The organism is Paenibacillus bovis (assembly GCF_001421015.2).
GTDB lineage: Bacteria > Bacillota > Bacilli > Paenibacillales > Paenibacillaceae > Saccharibacillus > Saccharibacillus bovis.
In genome coordinates this window covers 2,284,374-2,302,809 of the sequence record NZ_CP013023.1, presented here as the reverse complement: position 1 = coordinate 2,302,809, position 18,436 = coordinate 2,284,374, and the positions used below count along the sequence as shown (strand labels likewise).

The 18,436-nt window shown below is 45.7% G+C and carries 17 protein-coding genes; 4 read left to right on the top strand and 13 right to left on the bottom strand.

The features are described from left to right. Nucleotides 1-32 precede the first annotated feature (32 nt). Entirely contained in the window at nt 33-485 is a 453-nt protein-coding gene (locus tag AR543_RS09825; protein ID WP_060533949.1) for a MarR family winged helix-turn-helix transcriptional regulator, read from the bottom strand. Between the two features lie 292 nt (nt 486-777). Here AR543_RS09825 and AR543_RS09820 point away from each other — a divergent pair, with 292 nt between their 5' ends. Beyond that, nucleotides 778-1,509, top strand: a complete 732-nt coding sequence (locus AR543_RS09820) for a hypothetical protein (RefSeq protein WP_060533946.1) — start codon at nt 778-780, stop codon at nt 1,507-1,509. A gap of 244 nt (nt 1,510-1,753) precedes the next feature. Here AR543_RS09820 and sufB read toward each other — a convergent pair whose 3' ends face one another. From sufB to AR543_RS09770, 9 genes are all read right to left on the bottom strand, one after another. Further along, entirely contained in the window at nt 1,754-3,151 is a 1,398-nt protein-coding gene (gene sufB / locus AR543_RS09815; RefSeq protein ID WP_060533944.1) for a Fe-S cluster assembly protein SufB, read from the bottom strand. Nucleotides 3,152-3,169: 18 nt separating this feature from the next. Continuing rightward, nucleotides 3,170-3,601 carry a Fe-S cluster assembly sulfur transfer protein SufU gene (gene sufU, locus AR543_RS09810; protein WP_060533942.1) on the bottom strand — a complete coding sequence of 144 codons (432 nt, stop codon included), beginning with the start codon at nt 3,599-3,601 and terminating at the stop codon, nt 3,170-3,172. Continuing rightward, nucleotides 3,591-4,811 (bottom strand): cysteine desulfurase, encoded by a 1,221-nt coding sequence (locus AR543_RS09805; RefSeq protein WP_060533940.1) that lies wholly within the window; start codon nt 4,809-4,811, stop codon nt 3,591-3,593. The genes sufU and AR543_RS09805 overlap by 11 nt, the downstream gene beginning before the upstream one ends. Continuing rightward, the gene (gene sufD, locus AR543_RS09800; RefSeq protein ID WP_060533938.1) at nt 4,808-6,109 is read right to left on the bottom strand and encodes a Fe-S cluster assembly protein SufD; all 1,302 of its coding nucleotides are present in this window, start codon (nt 6,107-6,109) and stop codon (nt 4,808-4,810) included. Before sufD ends, AR543_RS09805 begins: the two co-directional genes overlap by 4 nt. A gap of 28 nt (nt 6,110-6,137) precedes the next feature. Next, nucleotides 6,138-6,920, bottom strand: coding sequence for a Fe-S cluster assembly ATPase SufC (gene sufC / locus AR543_RS09795; RefSeq protein ID WP_060533936.1), 783 nt, complete (start codon nt 6,918-6,920; stop codon nt 6,138-6,140). A 1,303-nt stretch (nt 6,921-8,223) separates the two neighbouring features. Further along, on the bottom strand, nt 8,224-8,823 hold the full coding sequence (locus AR543_RS09785) for a DUF1802 family protein (protein ID WP_060533933.1): 600 nt from the start codon (nt 8,821-8,823) through the stop codon (nt 8,224-8,226). Continuing rightward, complete coding sequence (locus AR543_RS09780) at nt 8,823-9,083, bottom strand: hypothetical protein (RefSeq protein WP_060533931.1); 261 nt, start codon at nt 9,081-9,083, stop codon at nt 8,823-8,825. Before AR543_RS09780 ends, AR543_RS09785 begins: the two co-directional genes overlap by 1 nt. A 268-nt stretch (nt 9,084-9,351) precedes the next feature. Continuing rightward, nucleotides 9,352-9,855, bottom strand: coding sequence for a hypothetical protein (locus AR543_RS09775; RefSeq protein ID WP_158523949.1), 504 nt, complete (start codon nt 9,853-9,855; stop codon nt 9,352-9,354). 402 nt (nt 9,856-10,257) lie between these two features. Further along, on the bottom strand, nt 10,258-10,725 hold the full coding sequence (locus tag AR543_RS09770; RefSeq protein WP_017811266.1) for a Dps family protein: 468 nt from the start codon (nt 10,723-10,725) through the stop codon (nt 10,258-10,260). A 255-nt stretch (nt 10,726-10,980) separates the two neighbouring features. On the opposite strand from AR543_RS09770, the gene mtnA reads away from it, so the two are divergent. Both mtnA and AR543_RS09760 read left to right on the top strand, forming a co-directional pair. Continuing rightward, the gene (gene mtnA, locus AR543_RS09765) at nt 10,981-12,075 is read left to right on the top strand and encodes an S-methyl-5-thioribose-1-phosphate isomerase (RefSeq protein ID WP_060533927.1); all 1,095 of its coding nucleotides are present in this window, start codon (nt 10,981-10,983) and stop codon (nt 12,073-12,075) included. Nucleotides 12,076-12,399: 324 nt separating this feature from the next. Beyond that, the gene (locus AR543_RS09760; RefSeq protein WP_060533925.1) at nt 12,400-12,939 is read left to right on the top strand and encodes a hypothetical protein; all 540 of its coding nucleotides are present in this window, start codon (nt 12,400-12,402) and stop codon (nt 12,937-12,939) included. Nucleotides 12,940-13,173: 234 nt separating this feature from the next. Here AR543_RS09760 and AR543_RS09755 read toward each other — a convergent pair whose 3' ends face one another. After that, a complete protein-coding gene (locus AR543_RS09755; RefSeq protein ID WP_060533923.1) occupies nt 13,174-13,557 on the bottom strand; it encodes a DUF423 domain-containing protein in 384 nt (127 codons plus the stop codon). Nucleotides 13,558-13,795: 238 nt separating this feature from the next. On the opposite strand from AR543_RS09755, the gene AR543_RS09750 reads away from it, so the two are divergent. Further along, the gene (locus AR543_RS09750) at nt 13,796-14,650 is read left to right on the top strand and encodes a DegV family protein (protein WP_060533921.1); all 855 of its coding nucleotides are present in this window, start codon (nt 13,796-13,798) and stop codon (nt 14,648-14,650) included. 174 nt (nt 14,651-14,824) lie between these two features. Here AR543_RS09750 and AR543_RS09745 read toward each other — a convergent pair whose 3' ends face one another. Beyond that, nucleotides 14,825-17,497: a PAS domain S-box protein gene (locus AR543_RS09745; protein ID WP_060533919.1), complete on the bottom strand. Its 2,673-nt coding sequence runs from the start codon at nt 17,495-17,497 to the stop codon at nt 14,825-14,827. A 73-nt stretch (nt 17,498-17,570) separates the two neighbouring features. Further along, nucleotides 17,571-18,425 (bottom strand): alpha/beta hydrolase, encoded by an 855-nt coding sequence (locus AR543_RS09740; protein WP_060533918.1) that lies wholly within the window; start codon nt 18,423-18,425, stop codon nt 17,571-17,573. Nucleotides 18,426-18,436 lie beyond the last annotated feature (11 nt).

The window sequence follows — 18,436 nt, the reverse complement described above, 5'->3', positions numbered from 1 at the left end:
TTGGTTTATGGGCTCACGGGCTAACCTGCTTCTTAATAGCTCCGTTTATGGCCTTTTTTCACGGTTTCCCAATCTTTCTCCACGTTTTTTCTGACTTTGCGAAGCAGGTCGTGGATTAGCTCAGTTTCCTGCTCGGATAGCCCTTCCAGAGCGACAGAATTGGAATAATCATTTTCTCGTTTGATAAAAGGATAGACCTGCTCGCCTTTGGTGGTGGCGAACAGCTTTTTGACCTTTTTATTATGCAGATCTTCTCTTTTCTCGATAAATCCGTTTGTCTCCAGCTTCTGGATGGCGCGCGAGGCAGTCGTCCGATCCACCTTGATCATCTCTGCCAGTTTTTCCTGAATAATGCCAGGCTGCTCACAGATGCGTACAAGGTACAGGTATTGTCCCTTGGTCAGATCGTATTCCTTGAATTCGATATTACTGATCGAATCCAGCGCTCTCGCGATCATGCCGATTTCTCGTAGAATCTCTTTCATTGTGGACTCCTTTTGAGTTTTCAGTATTATTTTATTGCAAATACAACAAAAATAAGATAGCTTAAATTTAACTCATTTATATTGCATTTGCAACAAAATCCATAGCCTATCAAAGGAAACATATTTATCAACAAGCAAAGGAATAGTAGATATTAAGATTTATTACGTATGTATTGAAAATACCAGTACTGGTGTATAAGAAAATTGACAGATTTTTTTTCTTACATAGACTCTACAGTTTACCGATATAAGAATTAGAAATCTTATACATAAAGAAAAGAGGATCATAAAAATGATTACATTTATCAGTATCACCGCCACAATCGCATGTATAGTGTTTTTGATTTTGGCAATCCAGTCCAAAAAGAAAAAATCACCTAAAGCTCGGAAACAGTTTAATGCTGCAACAATTTTCCTTTTTTTAGTTATCCTCATGGTCATTATCAATCCTGATAAAAGTAGTGCAGTTCAGCCTTCTCAATCCGCCATTACAGGAGAAACAGCCAAATTAACACCTAAAGAAAAGCAATCGATAATTACTGAATCGGTTGAATCAAAAGAATTAAAGCAGACTGGCAATATCGGAATGACTCCAAATGAATTCAAAAAATTATTCAATAAACAATCCGCTCAAATAGAATCTGATCTTAGCATACGGACAGTGAACATCGAGAAGGGGCCTGCCCGTGATGTATTCAAATATGATTTTTCTGATGATTTATCACTTATTGGTTTTGTAAATAAAAAGGATGGGTCTCTAAGCGAAATCAAGATTATGACACAGGCCAAAACAAAAGCTTCGGCTATAGACTTTTTATTGGCATTTGGAACTACAGTTCTGGCAACAAACCCTAAATCAGATCCTGACGCAGCGAAAAAGGTAGGAAAAGAACTGGGCGTATTCGATAAAGATGTTGACTTTACAACGATTGATTCCTCCACAATTTACGATGGAGTCAACTATAGAATAAAAAATTATGACAACCTGGGATTGATTTTTAGTGTCGGCAGTTCTAATGATTAATTAAGTAGTTAACTTTTAAATAAATCGAAAGTTGATGAAACAAAATAGTTTTAACTGTATTGATTAAAAAGATTTTTCTCAGTGTGTAGTGGAGGATTAAAACATTAATAAAATTACACAGACAGCATTTGTGATTTTTATAAAGTGGCTGTCTTGAACAGATTTACATCTTATAGTATAAAAATTAAAAAGACGTATCTGCAGATAAAACTACAGATACGTCTTTTATATTCAGACAGCGATATTAACCAATGCTGCCTTCCATTTCGAACTTGATCAATCTATTCATCTCAACCGCATACTCCATCGGCAGTTCTTTCGTAAATGGCTCGATAAAGCCCATTACGATCATTTGAGTCGCTTCGTCTTCGGTCAGACCGCGGCTCATCAGGTAGAACAGTTGATCTTCGGATACTTTGGATACCGTAGCTTCGTGCTCAAGTGTGATGTTATCGTTCTTGATCTCGTTGTACGGAATGGTATCGGAAGTGGACTGGTTGTCCAGGATCAGCGTATCGCACTTGATGTTGGACTTGGAACCTTCGGAGTTGCGTCCGAACGATGCCAGACCACGGTACGTTACTTTACCGCCGTGTTTACTGATCGATTTGGATACGATTGTAGATGTTGTATCCGGAGCCAGGTGAATCATTTTCGCGCCTGCATCCTGCAGCTGGCCTTTACCGGCTACAGCGATAGACAGTACGGAACCTTTGGCACCGCGACCTTTCAGTACAACCGCTGGGTATTTCATAGTCAGCTTGGAACCGATGTTGCCATCGACCCATTCCATAGTGGCATTTTCTTCTGCAACTGCACGTTTGGTAACGAGGTTGTAGATGTTTGGTGCCCAGTTCTGGATCGTTGTATAACGCACACGAGCATCTTTTTTACAGATAATCTCAACGACTGCACTGTGCAGGGAGTTAGTGCTGTAGATCGGCGCTGTACAGCCTTCTACATAGTGTACGAAGCTGCCTTCGTCCGCAATGATCAGTGTACGCTCGAACTGACCCATGTTCTCGGAGTTAATACGGAAGTACGCCTGCAGAGGTACATCACATTGTACGCCTGGTGGCACATAGATAAAGCTTCCGCCGGACCATACGGCACTGTTCAGTGCTGCGAATTTGTTGTCTGCTGGAGGAATAACGGTAGAGAAATATTCTCTCAGGATCTCCGGATGCTCACGCAGTGCAGTATCCGTATCCATGAAGATTACACCCTGGTCTTCCAGTTCTTTTTGCATGCTGTGGTATACAACCTCAGATTCGTACTGAGCGGATACACCAGCCAGGAATTTTTGTTCTGCTTCCGGGATACCGAGTTTATCAAAGGTTTCTTTGATCTCTGTCGGTACTTCTTCCCATGTTTTACCTTGTCCTTCGGAGGGCTTCACGTAGTACTGGATATCGTTGAAATCCAGTTCGCTCAGATCGCCGCCCCATTCAGGCATAGGCATTTTCTCGAATTGTTCCAGTGATTTGAGACGGAAATCCAGCATCCATTGCGGCTCGTTCTTCATGCGGGAAATCTCCATTACGATTTCCTTGTTCAGACCTTTACCGGATTGGAAAATGGATTTGTGCTCATCGCGGAAACCATATTTATATTCTTCCATTTCTGGTGCTTTTTTAGCCATTGTTGTAGCCTCCCTATCTTAATTGTCCAAGCTATCTTCTCCGATTCCTTTGCGCAGGGCATTCCAGGCCAGAGTGGCACACTTAATGCGAGCAGGGAATTTATTTACTCCGGATAGGGCTTCGATCTCTTCGTATTCTGCAAATTCCACTTCTTCCCCCTTCATCAGGGAGGAGAAACGGTCTGCCAGCTCAAGTGCTTCTGCATACGTCTTGCCTTTAATCGCTTCCGTCATCATGGAGGCGGATGACATGCTGATAGAGCAGCCATCTCCCGAGAACTTGGCATCCACTACCTTGTTGTCTTCTACCTGAAGCTGCAGGGATATGCGGTCACCACAGGTTGGGTTGTTCAGTTCAACCGTCATCGCTCCGTCTTCAAATGTACCGCGATTGCGTTGATTTTTGTAGTGATCCATAATCACGCGGCGGTAAAGATCATCAAGTTGCATCGCCAAAATACTCCTTTGTCAGAACCAACGCTTCAATGAGTCTATCCACGTCTTGTTCATTATTATACAGGTAAAAGCTTGCGCGTGCCGTAGAACTTGCTTCAAGCCATCTCATTAATGGCTGACAGCAGTGATGTCCGGCACGAATAGCCACCCCATAAGTGTCCAGTACCGTCGCCAGATCATGAGGATGCACACCTTCGAGGTTGAAAGTAACAATACCCACTTTGCGCTTGGCTGGACCATATATTTTAATACCCTCAATCTGGGACATGCGCTCCATGGCATAGTTGGCCAGGTGAGCTTCATGCGCTTCGATCTTGTCCATGCCAATCTCGGACAGGAAATCGATCGCTGCACCCAGACCGACTGCACCGGAAATGATCGGCGTACCGCCTTCAAATCTCCATGGAGCGTCTTTCCAGTCGGATTCGTACAATCCTACATCATTGATCATCTCGCCACCGAACTCAATCGGTTCCATCTGTGCCAGCAGTTTGCGCTTGCCGTACAGGGCACCAAATCCGGTCGGTCCACACATTTTGTGACTGGATAATGCATAGAAATCACAATCCAGATCTTGCACATCCACTTTCATATGCGGAGTGCTCTGTGCGCCGTCGACGACCATAATCGCACCGTGACGATGGGCAATCTCGGCAATTTCCTTGACCGGATTCACGACACCGAGCACGTTGGATACATAGACAACCGAGACGATTTTGGTATTATCGTTAATCACTTTTTCCACATCGGCCAGATCGATATTACCATCAGGCTGAAGCGGAATATATTTCAGCGTCGCTCCTGTCCGCAGCGCGAGTTGCTGCCACGGAATCAGGTTGCTGTGATGCTCCATCGGTGTAACGACGATCTCGTCTCCGGGTTGAAGACGAGGGCCGCCGTAAGAGGAAGCAACCAGGTTAAGCGCCGTTGTAGTACCACGGGTAAAGACAATCTCTTCACTGCGTGACGCATTAATAAAACGAGCAATTTTCTCGCGTGCGCCTTCGTAAGCGTCGGTCGCGCGTGTTCCCAGTGTATGCACACCACGGTGCACATTGGAATTGTCGTATTCATAATAGTGACGCAGCGCATCCAGAACGACACGCGGTTTCTGGGAAGTCGCCGCATTATCCAGATACACAAGCGGATGTCCGTTTACTTCCTGGTGTAAAATCGGAAACTGCTCGCGGATGAGCTCGTTCACTGTCCGACTTTCCTTTCCACCAGTTCCTGCAGGCGAACCCGCAGCTGTTCCAGTGGAATATCAGACACGACCGGAGCCAGGAAGCCATAAATAATCAGTCGTTCTGCCTGTGCACGGGAGATACCGCGAGACATCAGGTAATGAACCTGTTCAGGGTTAACCTGACCTACCGATGCTGCGTGACCTGCCATAACATCATCTTCATCAATCAGCAGAATCGGGTTGGCATCACCGCGTGCTTTCGGGCTGAGCATCAGCACTTTCTCTGCCTGCTCACCGTTGGAACGGGTTGCACCATGTTCGATTTTGGTAATACCGTTGATGATTGCATTCGCTTCTTCACGCATAACAGCACGTGTTGTCATTTGGCTGGTGGAATCTTTACCAAAGTGAATCGCACGGGTTGTATAGTTCAGACGCTGTACGCCGGAACCTACTGCGATAATTTTCGCATCGGAAGTAGAACCATTGCCTCGCAATACAGTCGAAGTATCGGTTACCGTATTACCATCGTTCATTTCACCGATGATCCATTCGATCGATGCATCATTGCCGGTTACAGCGCGGCGATAGCTCATATCCGTTACATGGGTACCCAGCTGGTGAACCGTTGCATAACGTACTTTGGCACCGTCTTTGGCTACGATCTCGACGATACCGTTATGCACACGGCTGGCATCGCCAGTCGATACATAGTTGTCTACATACGTTACAGAGCTGTTGGTATCTGCTACAACGAGCACACGCGGTGCGAATGTCGCATCTGCATTTTCCGTTACAAATACAGCCTGCAGCGGGATAGATACTTCTACGTTTTTAGGAACATAGAGGAATGCTCCACCGTTCCACAGTGCTGCACTCAGTGCAGTCAGCTGATTTTCATCGTTTTTGACAACTGTGGACAGATGCGCCTGTACCAGGTCACCATGCTCACGAGCCGCTGTCTCCAGATCGGTGAAAATAACGCCCTGTGCTTTGAGTTCATCCGATAGACCTGCATAAATCACACCGGAATCTTTTTGCACAAGCAGGTTCGCCGATTCTTCTTCTTTGACCAGTTGGCTTACTACCGGAGGCAGTTCCTGCAGAGAAGCAACCGGACTTACAGGCTGGTACGTACCATAGTCTGCAAGATTCCATTTATCGATTTTCGTTTTTTCCGGTTTGGGCAGTTCAAGTCGGGAAGCGAGTTCCAGAGCGCCCAGGCGGCTGTCAGTCAGCCAGGCCGGTTCGTTTTTTTGCTGGGATAGTGATTTGAGAGCTTCCGTATTGAGCGGAAGTATCGTCTGCAATGTCATTGTGTAGCTCCTCCTTCCGTACAGTAATTTACGCTTCTTGACCTACAGTTTCGTCAGTGATGCCGAGTTCTTCTTTCACCCAGTCATAACCTTCTGCTTCCAGACGGGCTGCCAGTTCCGGACCGCCGGATTTCACGATACGGCCTTGCATCATAACGTGTACATGGTCAGGCGTGATGTAGTTCAGGAGACGCTGATAGTGAGTGATGATCAGGAAACCGCGATCTTCACTGCGCATTTTATTTACACCGTCTGCTACGATACGCAGGGCATCGATATCCAGACCGGAGTCAATTTCATCAAGAATAACGATTTTTGGATCCAGCATCATCATTTGCAAGATTTCATTACGTTTTTTCTCACCACCGGAGAAACCTTCGTTCAGGTAACGGTGAGCGAATTCAGGGTTCATTTCCAGTTCTTTCATTGTGCCTTCCATCTGGCGAATGAACTTGATCAGGGAGATTTCTTTACCTTCTTCGCGGCGTGCATTGATTGCACTGCGCAGGAAGTCGGAGTTGGTTACCCCTGTGATTTCACTTGGATATTGCATAGCCAGGAACAGACCTGCACGTGCGCGCTCATCCACTTCCATATCCAGTACATCTTCACCGTCAAGTGTTACAGTACCTTCGGTTACTTCATATTTGGGATGTCCCATCAATGCGGATGCCAGCGTACTTTTACCGGTACCGTTAGGTCCCATGATTGCGTGGATTTCTCCGCCTTTCATCGACAGGTTAACACCTTTGAGGATTTCCTTGTTCTCGATTGTTGCTTTCAGACCTTCAATGACGAAATTTGTTGCCATAATAGTCGTCCCTCCAAATAAGTAAGTAAGCAGCCAAATAGATCAATTTTAATATATCGTCTATCAGCTTGCTTCATAAGAATGATCGTAATACCATTTCACTTGTTAAATCATACCAGTAAAACCGTGCTGTCCGCAAAAAAAGATAAGCAGCATAATTCCAGGCTGCCTTTTACTTTCTAGCATTCATTCTTTTCCGGTATCAGGGTCAACAAGCTGCATGTGATTGACTTTTCCTGTGGACACCCGGCCGAGTCGCGGCCTTGATCTGTACCCATTTATCTCAACAGGGAAAAATCCCTCATTGTCCAAATAGCGGATCTTTTGCAAAGCAAATATCCTGTTCCAGAAACCATGCCTATTCATTACCAGGCATGGTTTCATTTTAGATAAAGTCTAAGAATAAATCTTCCTTAGAACTATTCTAAACTGATTCTCAACGATTCTCAAGTATTTTATAATAATTTCAATATAGCCGCAATGAACTACGGATATCTTTCACCTTATCTTAACGTGAATATCAGGAACATGCCAGAGCAAGCGGCGTTACAGTTTCAAATCATTTGTCGGGCGGTTGGTGTGCACAGGATGTCTTTAGTATGAATTCCGGAGAAATACGGAGAATGCGGAGAACCTATGATGCTTGGGGTTGCTTTTGTGTGGTTATTGATTTTGTGATTATCTATGCTTAATCATTCATTGTTGATTGATCTCTTACAAGATTATTTATATTAGGAGATATAGAAATTAAACAGGGGTTGCCTAAGGAGTTGCCTAGGGAATCCACTGCACAATTGGATTGGTCTTCTGCCCTCCGTTAAGAATCGGATATCCTGAATTTCCGCTTCCGCGGAAGATATCCATTCTTAAATGAGGCCGCTCCGCTGCTGAAGTCCAATTCCAATTGCTCCGCTAAGAGCATAGTGATCATTTGTATGTCTGCTAGGAACTTAATGATCCATTCTCTTTTTGCAATTTCATTCTCTTTTTGCAATTTCATTTTATTTTTTCATATTTCTATATAAAAGAAAACCAAACGAATGGAGAAAGGTTTAGCCACTCCCATTACCCACTCCCTTTGTTGGGGGAGGCGACGTTTGAGGGTAGCAGCACGGAGCGGAGGGAAGGGAATTGTCCGGCAGGACGACATTTAAGAATGGATATTCCCGCTGTACCCTTTTCAGAATATCCATTCTTAACCAGAGGACAGCCGGACAATCCCTTGCCGCAGCGGCCCCTGCTCCACCTCAACCCCTCGCCTCCACCAACCCCAAACTAAAAATAAAAAGCCTGACCGATCGACTCAGTCAAGCTTTATGTCCGGAATGTTCTGTTCCTGCAGCGATTGCAATACAACAGACCTCATTCTCTCAAACTCCGCAGCGTCCAGCACCGGCGTCAATTCGCTCGTCACCGAACCACTTGGTATGGATATCCACGATTTGCAGCCGATATACTGCTCCTCTATTGGGATATCCACCGGTCGTTCAATTATATATACCCGCAGGATAAGTACATGAAGCGGGTTTTTCTTTTTCCAGCGCAGACGTTCCTCAGCAAACGTATCCGTCCAGATGTGAGTATCACGGAGCCGATCCAGCTGCTGCTGATCGTAGATTTCCAGGTCGTCCGTCACCTCGGCATAGAGACGGATCGTGGCTGTATTTTGCTCAGGGGACCAGTCCTGCATAGATTCGTCCACCAGATGCCGATACTCCGGTTTGAGTAACTCGCGGCGCTGATGCTCGTAAGTCGGATACAGATAAAAAGCATTCACTTTCAGTTCAAAATCACGTGTTTCTTCGACGATTCCGCCTTTGCGCATTAACAGAATCTGCTGTCCCTGCTCCAGTGCACGAATAGCAGATGCCCATTCTTTGAGCGCGATAACCTGTTTGTTCATTAGATGCTCTCCTCCTCTGCAAATCCGATATTTTGATAAATGGCGGCCCGAATCGTATCCTCGATACCTTTATCCGCAGAAAAAGCCAATTCGGCAGGCAGTTCGACAGTATGTATACTGCCTGGATAGATGACAATATCCTGCAGCTGCATTTCAAATCGAAATCCATCTTCAAAATGAATGCCATCCCGATCCCGGTAACACCAGATTGCAGAAATGTCTTTGTCTTCTACGACAAAACGTCCATGATCCATATACATCTTCTGCAAACCTCCCGATCATCATGATTTGCCATTACCCTATTTTTCTTTATTATAAAAGAAAGCTAAGCAAATGGGTGCATCTAATTTACGAATAGAAGCCATGATTTGCACTCGCTGCAAACCATGGCTTGAATAAAATAGACATAAGCGGCGATCCGCAGAATAGTACACTACATTATATTCTATCCAAAAATGTCCTGTTCCCTATCAGAATCCGAGCAGCATCTTTGATGGATGCAAGGACACTCCAAATAGACGATATGAATTACCAGCCACCACCTGTTGGAATCCAGCGGTCATAATAATCAATCGTCACATCACCAAATACACTAAATGGTCCGTTTGTTTCTTTTAAATAGTAGGCAACACGATATCGGTAGAAATCATCCGGGAACGTAGGATAGTAGCCCATTTTGTAATCATAGTTACCGGATTCCGTAAAGGTTACAGAGTGCATAGGAGTCCATCCACTATAATAACCATATACTTCATAAGAAACCGTTAGTTCGCCCTCTCCTTCCATACTAAAAGAAACCGATACATCTGTTTTGTTATTTGTTGTCCATTCAGCAGAAGAATCCCGTGCATTGCCTCCAAGATAAATCGGTTCAAACCAATTATGATGGAAATATTCCGGTGGTGGCTCGGTTTGAGGTGAAACAGACGGCTTGGCGTTTGCCGAACCAGCAGGCAATACCCAACTGAAAATCAGCGGTAACAAAAGTATAAATGAAATGCCCTTCAACCATGAAGCTACTCTCATTTTCATTTCTCCTTTACGTTGTGAATAAATACCAACCAAGCAGATCCATAAATGATTGCGCTTACAATTTCTTTGAGCTTTTTCTTTTCTTTTGGCTTATTGCTCTTCTTTTGTTTTCTTCCTTTTTCTGATGATTTTCTCGTGTTGCCGTTTCAGGAATTCCAATTTAATAAATGGTGCCTACTATCAGAACCGGATTTTGATCCTTATTTACCTCCTTCTATTTTTTGGTAAATAGATATTGCTCATTAATATTACCATATTTTTACTATTATGTATTCGATATTATTATATTTCTACTATGAAGTTGGGTTATAAGGAATTCCGTATAAAAAACCGCAACCTGTCCATAAGACAGATTGCGGTTCATAGTTATTATTTATGATGCAATAATCAGGTGCAGAGAGCTTAGCCCAGGAAAGAGCGCAGCATCCACATGTGTTTTTCCAGATCCGCTTTGAACGCGATCAGCATATCTGCTGTCGGTTGGTCACCGGACTCGTCAGCCAGTTCGATTGTTTCCTGGAACTGCTCACATACTGTGGCAAAGTCTTCGATAATGGTTTGTACCATTGTACGAGCATCTTCGCTGCCGTTGGCTTCTTGAATACTGGACATTTCCAGGTATTCTTTCATTGTCGCTGCTGGAGAACCTTTGAGTGTCAGCAGACGCTCAGCGATTTCGTCCATTTTCAGCGTTACTTCATTGTATAGTTCTTCGAATTTGATATGCAGTGTGTAGAAGTTCTCACCTTTTACATACCAGTGGAAGTTGTGAATTTTTACATATAGTACATTCAGGTTTGCCACCTGCAGATTCAATAGTTCTTCAACGCGTTTGGTTTGAGTAGAGTTTTCGTTTGTAATGTTAGACATAGTCCTTATCCCTCACTTCTATAAATTTTGGTGAAATTGATAAACATGTCAGGCTCATCTGCATACATCTTACCCGTGTGAGCAATTGACGAAACAATCACCGCATGAAATAAGCAGTTGATAAGAGACGCTCAACTCCCGAAAAAACCAGTACTGTTGCAGGAAATAAAACAGAAAAAAGACTGGGCAAAAACATAGTTTTCCGATATCCTATATTCTAATGTTTATAATTATCCAAGGGAGTGATTCTCTATTATGAATAATCAGATTCCATCCAACGAGGTTCCGGTCAAAGCACCTTTTGAACCGCTTCTTTCTCTTCGCTGGGCTGAAGATAAACTATTGATGCTGGATCAGCGTCTTTTACCGGATGAAATTGTTATGCTGGAGCTGTTCACGGCAGAGCAGGTATTCGAAGGCATCCGCTCCATGAAAGTACGTGGGGCTCCGGCTATCGGTATCTCCGCAGCGTATGGTGTGGTCCTGGGCGCATGGGAATACAAAGGCGAAGACGCAGTAGCCTGGCTCAAGCATGTACTCAAAACAGCTGCCTATCTCGCAGAATCACGTCCCACTGCCGTTAATCTGTTCTGGGCACTCGATCGCATGAACAAGCGCGCTCATGAGCTTGCAGAGCAGGAAGGTACTACCGAATCCCGCAATGCTGGACTGCTCGCCGAAGCCGTAGCTATTCATGAGGAAGATGAAGAGGTATGCCGTCTGATCGGAGAACATGCCCTGCCACTGTTCAAAGATGGCATGGGTGTCCTCACCCACTGTAATGCCGGCGGACTTGCTACAGCGAAGTACGGTACTGCGCTGGCACCGATGTACCTGGCTCACGAGCAGGGTATCCAATTAAAAGTATATGCCGATGAGACGCGTCCTGTACTGCAGGGAGCACGCCTGACCGCATTTGAACTTCAACAGGCTGGTATTGATGTAACTCTGCTTTGTGACAATATGGCAGGTATGGTAATGTCCAAAGGCTGGATTCAAGCTGTTATTGTCGGTGCTGACCGTGTAGCCGCCAATGGCGATGTAGCCAACAAAATTGGTACCTATAGCGTAGCCGTGCTTGCCAAAGCGCATAATATCCCTTTTTATGTAGCCTGCCCGCTGTCAACGATTGACCTATCTACTGCTACAGGAGCAGAGATTCCGATTGAAGAACGTTCAGCAGAAGAAGTCACCCAAGGCTTTGGCAAACGTACAGCGCCCGAAGATATCAAAGTATTCAATCCCGCTTTTGATGTAACACCAAATGAATACGTAACTGCTATCATTACTGAAAAAGGTCTGGTCTATCCATCCTACAACGAAAACCTTGCAAAGCTTTTTCAGGACTAAAAACCGTTGTTAGAAGCAGTCGATTAAGTCGAATTTTATGTAAATGCTATGCGCATTCCATAATCTTTTTTACAAGTACCGGGGTCGGATCTGACCCTGGTATTTTTGCCTTTTCGCCTGTTATTTATCTAACATTTTTCGACATCTGACCGATAAATATATTGAGTAGTTGGCAGGACAATCTAACATACATCCAGGCAGATCACCCAATTCATCCAGTCCTAAGAACTATCTCTAAAGACCTATGAATATTTTACTTAAAATGATATAGTTTATTTTGGAATGGGATTGCCAATCTGATAAAGTAAGCGAGATGGGAGAAATATGACGAAACAGCAGACTAATGATGACACCGAATTTTTATTCAATGTCGACCTCATGATTACCGGACCAAGCAACGCGGTTGCTCTTCAAAAGCTGCTGGAAATCCTTAATAATCAGGAGGAACTGGCAGACTTCCGAATTGTCTCGGGTATCAAATGGGGACAAAAAATCAAGGCGGCGGAGCAATCCCCGGACAAGCAGAGTACTTCTGTTAATGTAGCAATAGCGCAAAAAGTACGCGCAAAAGCAGCATTGCGTCAGCAGGAACCACCTGCTCCTGTACAGGAACGTACAGATGCCGAATCGGCCGCTGCGCTTCAGCAAAAAATCGAGAATGACATGTCCAGCTGGCTGTCTCTCTATATTCAGGGAAATCAGCTGATTCGATTGACAATCAACCGCCGCGGAGAACGCTTTTCGATTCCCTGCCGTATTTTGAAATTCGATAATGAAGATCAGACGATCAGCGTATATCATGTAGACGAGAAGCAGGTATATACGTTCAAGCTTAACGAGATCGATGATTTCCAGCATGTATAAACCGGTATAACAAGCGGAACCTAGCAAAAAGCGCCTGCGGCACACAGCCTTCAGGCGCTTTTTGATATTAATTGCATGATCCTGCTGCATACTTGCGTAAACATATTGCATATTTGCGTAAACATAAAAAGAACAAGGAATATGCATCGATACATGGTGCGAATGCGCATAAAAGAATAATGCCTTTGACCATCCGGTCTGGTATCTGTTCCTTTTATTCATACCCATGCCTGGTCAGGCTGTTTTTTTGCCATATTTGGCACCGGCGACAGCCAGCAGAATCCAGCCTGCAATAAAGCATAACCCGCCCAATGGTGTAATGGCTCCCAGTACTTTGACACCGGTAATGCACAATACATAGAGACTGCCTGAAAATAGAACCACTCCAGCGGTAAACAACCGAGCTGCCCAGCGGAGCAGCGCTGATTCACCGAATAAACCGGCGAGTATAGCGGCAATCAATACTGCAATCGCATGGACAAAATGATATTCAACCCCGGTACGAAAAGTTTCGATTCTTGCTCCGATAATAGGTTCCAGAATATGCGAACCAAATGCTCCAATCCCTACACCGATCATGCCCAGAATCGAGCCAATCATAATATACGTACGCTGCATGTTAAGCCTCCTGTTAGATCATTGCGAGTGCATCCGTAGATACACATAATCTGTTCTATTATAGCGTATCTGCAGCTATTATTTTGTGAGGAAATCATGAAAGCTCATCCAAATCACGATCTGTTCGAATACCGCCTTGTATTTTGGCAGACTGCAAGTCATGGTATAATAACCCCAACTGTGTGATGTCACAGTATAAATGTCGTATGATAATGAACCAGAAAGACAGGAGAATATTATGAATTCTATTCGTATTTTTGCAGACAGTACCTGCGATCTGCCAGCTTCCTGGCTGGATGAACATCAGGTGGGTATCGTACCACTCTATGTTACTTTCGGAGAGCAGGTCTATCGGGACGGTGTCGATATCAAGCCTGCCGACTTGTATCAACGTGTTCAGCAGCAAGGACAGCTGCCCAAAACATCAGCACCTTCCCCCGCTGATTTTATACAAGCTTTTGCGCCTGTAATCGAAGCCGGACAGGACATTATCTATATCAGTCTTTCTTCTGCCCTATCCTCTACGTATGCCAATGCACGTATCGCTGCCGAGGAATGGGAAGAAGGACGTGTCCATATACTGGATTCACTCAACCTGTCCAGCTCTATCGGTCTGCTCGTTATGAAAGCCGTGCATGCTGCTGCATCCGGTGCATCCGCATCCGAGATTATTCGTCTGCTGACAGATGTACGCGGACGGATCGAGACCGAATTTGCTATCGATTCACTGGAATATCTCTATAAAGGCGGACGCTGCTCCGGTATGCAAAATCTGATCGGCAGCCTGCTCAAAATCCGGCCGGTTATCGAAGTTACTCCGCAGGGTACCTTGGTGCCGGCTTACAAAGTGCGCGGCAAACGGGAAAAAGCAGTCGAGCAGCTGCTGCGTAATGCGATTGCCAATGCAGACCGTCTGGACGAAGAAGTTATCTTTGTCGTTCATTCCTTTGCCGAGGAAGAAGCGAAGACTATGCAGGCTGTACTGCGTGAACAGACCAACGCACGTCAGGTTATGATCACCGAAGCCGGCTGCGTTATCTCCAGTCACTGCGGTCCGCAGACGATCGCGATTATGTATGCGACCCGGTCATAAACGACCGCTACAGCTGCTTTGAAGGCTTGAGCAGAGCTGTTATAGCTGTATCGTATCGGTTCTGTCTTTCGTCTTTACGTCTGCAGCATCGTTTCTGCTCTCCGCAGCCAGACTGCACATTATACAAAAAGCGCTGATACCGTTCATTACAGAACTTGTATCAGCGCTTTTTGTTTATTGCTCATTGTCTACCAGTTTGAGCGGAATCGTAAAATAGAATGTCGAACCGACATGCTCCCTGCTCTCGACCCCAATCGTACCGTTCATCAGCTCGATCAGATTTTTACTGATAAATAGCCCCAGTCCTGTACCGCCGTACTGACGGTTCATTACCTGATGCACCTGGGAAAAGGACTGGAACAGCTCGCCCAGACGATCTGCCGGAATACCGATTCCCGTATCGATAATCCGGAAATGAATAAGCATGCCATGCTCTCTGGAAATATGGGAAACTCCCACTATAATCTCCACAGTCCCCCGGTCGGTGAATTTGAGCGCATTGCCAATAATATTGACCAGCACCTGCTTGATACGCATCATATCGCCCCGGGCCTGACGCGGCACTTCCTGGTCCACCCGCTTCTCCAGCGCCAGCTGTTTCTCCTGTGCGACCGGCAAAAACAGTTCATATACCGATTCTACCAGTTCATGTAGATCGAATGTACGCTCTTCCAGCTTGATATTTCCATTTTCCAGACGATGTACATCGGTCACATCATCCATCATTCTCATTAGCTCTTCACTGTTCTGGCGAATAATCTCCATATAAAATTGTTGATCTTCATTTAGCGGAGAATCCTGCACCAGCTCGGACATACCGATAATTGCATTCATCGGTGTACGCAGCTCATGACTGATCAGCGAGATAAACTGTGATTTGGCATAAGCTGCTCGTTCAGCAGACTCCTTGGCTTCGAGAATGGCCTTTTCATTCGTACGGTCGCTAAACACGACCACTACTCCGATAATCTGCTCACGGTCATACAGCGCATTCGTCTGATACGAGACAAAGAAGCTGGAGCCATCCCGCCGGAAAAACACATCTTCGGTTACTCTTCTGGAGATTCCGTCACTCATTGTAAGAGCTACCGGATTCTGACCGGCAGCATAGGCTTCTCCATCTGCCCGTGCCTGCACCAGCGATTGCTGCACCGGTACACCGATAAACTGCTCTCTCGGAAGCTGCAGCATTCTCGCAGCCGCTGCATTGATAAAGATTCCTCTTCCATGGGTATCCATGCCAAAGATCCCTTCCGATACCGAGCTGAGAATCAGATTATATTCCTCGCTGATCGCCTGAATCTGTTCCAGATATCGCTTATTCTCCGTTACATCGGTAGCAATACCGAATACTCCGGTCACCTGACCACCGACAATAATCGGTACATTGGTAAAGTTCACTTCCATCCGGTTACCAGACGAATGCACCAGTACCGTATCATAATTTTGCGGCATACCCATACGGGCTTTGTTAAAATGCTCCTGGGCTGCAGTCTGGTAATCTTCGTCAATCAGATTGGTAAAATGAGTCTGCTGCAATCGATCGGTCGTGTAGCCACTCTGAATCTCGGCTACCGGATTCAGATTGAACAAACGGCCTTCCAGATCAAAAGAATAAACACCCGATGGATTGTATTCGACCAGCGATTTGTAGCGCTGCTCGCTCTCCAGCAGCTGTTGCTCCGCAAATTTGCGATCCGATACATCCCTGGATACAGCTACTACCGTACCGCTGATTCCTTCCATTTTGCTGGGCGTATAGGTACCGCTCGTCTCCAGCCATACATAATGCCCCTGCTTATGCCGGAAGCGAAAAGATACGGTATGCTGTTCCTGCGAATACAGGATAGACTGCAGATAGATCTGTACCACTTCATAATCCTCGGGGTGGTAATAGCTGCTGGCACTCGTACCCAGTATCTCTTCCACTTCATAGCCCAGCAGCTTTTTGAGGGAAGGAGAAGCAAACAGAAAATTGAGCGCAGCATCTGCCGTATGCGTCGAGATCAGATCCATTGTAGTATCCGAGAGCATCCGGTATTGCCGCTCGCTTTCGCGAATCAGATTCTCCATCAGCCGCTGCTCGGTCACATCCTGAATAGTACCAAGTACGCGCTGGGATTCACCTGGTACTACTTCTACCATACGCCCGCGAATAGAAACATTACGCACTTCGTGGTGCTGCCCGGTCAATCGGCATTCCACATGAATATGCCCTTCATCCAGTGCTTTTCGAAAAGATTCACTGACGAGAGTGCGATCTTCCGGATGCACCTGTGACAGAAAGCGCCGGTACATAATCTGCGGAGAATCATGGCCAAGACGCAAAATCTCAAAAAACTTGTCTGTACAGGTAAGCTCCTGCGTATCCAGATTCCATTCCCAGCAGCCAAAGCCGGCAATATCCTGAGCCAGAGCAAGGCGTTCTTCACTCGCCATAAGCTGCTCGTTCGCCTGCTTGCGGGAAGTGATATCTTTGGCTGCACCAAAAATGCCGATAACCTGCTCTTCTTTCATGACGGGCGCATAGGTGACATCAAGATAGATGGCATGTCCGTCCTTATGGTAAATTTCCGTCTCATACTGAACCGATCCACCTTGCAGCACCTGCTGAAAATAAGGGGAACGAAAATGAAGACGCGCTTCTCCGAAAATCAGTCTTTTATCGATATAACGCAGCTCTTCCAGCGAATATCCACTCATTCGCAGCACTGCAGGATTTGTATAAATATAATTACCGTCCAGATCCATTACATAGATAGCATCGGGATGATGTTCAAACAGAGGACGGTAGACTCCATTTTCTGCAATTAAATTCTGGAGAACGTCATATTCGTGATTATCCAATTAATGATCCCTCTCAATCTGTCATATGCCATGGTCTTATATCGTCATTTATCACACTTTTGCGTAATTTCATTTATGATCCTTTGAGATGGACTGCAAAAAAGCGGCTGACTGCCTCCATGACATCCTGACGGGTCATCAGACCGGTCGAGGAGTGCTTGGCGCCTTCCAGAATATACATATCTGCTTCGGCACCGGCTTCCAGCAGGGCATCATACAGAAAACGGCTTTGCCGCAGCGGTACCATCTCGTCCTGATCGCCGTGCATAATCAGAAATGGCGGTATACCCGCAGCTTCTCCTGCCTGAATATGACTAACCGGATTGGACTGTGCCGCATTGTCAGCCATATGCCGAATCGGTCCGCCCATCAACAGAGAAATCACCGGCAATTCATACTCGGTCTGAAAATCGGCCTGTACATCGATTGGCCCGCAGAAGTCCACGACAGCCGTCACCTGGCTGGATACTCCCTGCCAGTCTCCACGCGCATCCCATTCCGGCTGACTGCCTGTAACACCAGCCAGTGCAGCCAGATGACCTCCTGCCGAATGACCCCATACGCCGACATGCTCTGCATCTATGCCATACTCTCCGGCATGGGTGCGCAGGAAACGGATAGCGGTTTTCACATCTTCCAGCTGAGCCGGGAAAGGGGCTTTGTTGACAGTCCGGTATTCGATACAGGCAATGACATAGCCCTGTGCAGCCAGCTCGGACAATACAGGTACATGCTTGTAGTTATCCACGTCGACCCATGAACCTCCAACGATCCATACGATTAGCGGCAACGGAATATGGGATACCGGACGCAAAATATTCATTTTGAGGGACGATCCGTTCGGGAAACGGGTAAACTGCACATCGGGAATCAATTGCACAAAATAATTGTCTTCACTCTGATAAGGTAAATGTTTGATCTCTGACACGGTATTTCCTC

What these genes read in the sequence shown, in the direction of transcription:
- sufB (WP_060533944.1), bottom strand. Translation starts at nt 3,151, where the DNA reads ATGGCTAAAAAAGCACCAGAAATGGAAGAATATAAATATGGTTTCCGC.
- AR543_RS09775 (WP_158523949.1), bottom strand. Translation starts at nt 9,855, where the DNA reads ATGAAAATGAGAGTAGCTTCATGGTTGAAGGGCATTTCATTTATACTT.
- sufU (WP_060533942.1), bottom strand. Translation starts at nt 3,601, where the DNA reads ATGCAACTTGATGATCTTTACCGCCGCGTGATTATGGATCACTACAAA.
- AR543_RS09760 (WP_060533925.1), top strand. Translation starts at nt 12,400, where the DNA reads ATGACGAAACAGCAGACTAATGATGACACCGAATTTTTATTCAATGTC.
- sufC (WP_060533936.1), bottom strand. Translation starts at nt 6,920, where the DNA reads ATGGCAACAAATTTCGTCATTGAAGGTCTGAAAGCAACAATCGAGAAC.
- AR543_RS09780 (WP_060533931.1), bottom strand. Translation starts at nt 9,083, where the DNA reads ATGTATATGGATCATGGACGTTTTGTCGTAGAAGACAAAGACATTTCT.
- AR543_RS09755 (WP_060533923.1), bottom strand. Translation starts at nt 13,557, where the DNA reads ATGCAGCGTACGTATATTATGATTGGCTCGATTCTGGGCATGATCGGT.
- AR543_RS09770 (WP_017811266.1), bottom strand. Translation starts at nt 10,725, where the DNA reads ATGTCTAACATTACAAACGAAAACTCTACTCAAACCAAACGCGTTGAA.
- AR543_RS09820 (WP_060533946.1), top strand. Translation starts at nt 778, where the DNA reads ATGATTACATTTATCAGTATCACCGCCACAATCGCATGTATAGTGTTT.
- AR543_RS09785 (WP_060533933.1), bottom strand. Translation starts at nt 8,823, where the DNA reads ATGAACAAACAGGTTATCGCGCTCAAAGAATGGGCATCTGCTATTCGT.
- mtnA (WP_060533927.1), top strand. Translation starts at nt 10,981, where the DNA reads ATGAATAATCAGATTCCATCCAACGAGGTTCCGGTCAAAGCACCTTTT.
- AR543_RS09750 (WP_060533921.1), top strand. Translation starts at nt 13,796, where the DNA reads ATGAATTCTATTCGTATTTTTGCAGACAGTACCTGCGATCTGCCAGCT.
- AR543_RS09825 (WP_060533949.1), bottom strand. Translation starts at nt 485, where the DNA reads ATGAAAGAGATTCTACGAGAAATCGGCATGATCGCGAGAGCGCTGGAT.
- sufD (WP_060533938.1), bottom strand. Translation starts at nt 6,109, where the DNA reads ATGACATTGCAGACGATACTTCCGCTCAATACGGAAGCTCTCAAATCA.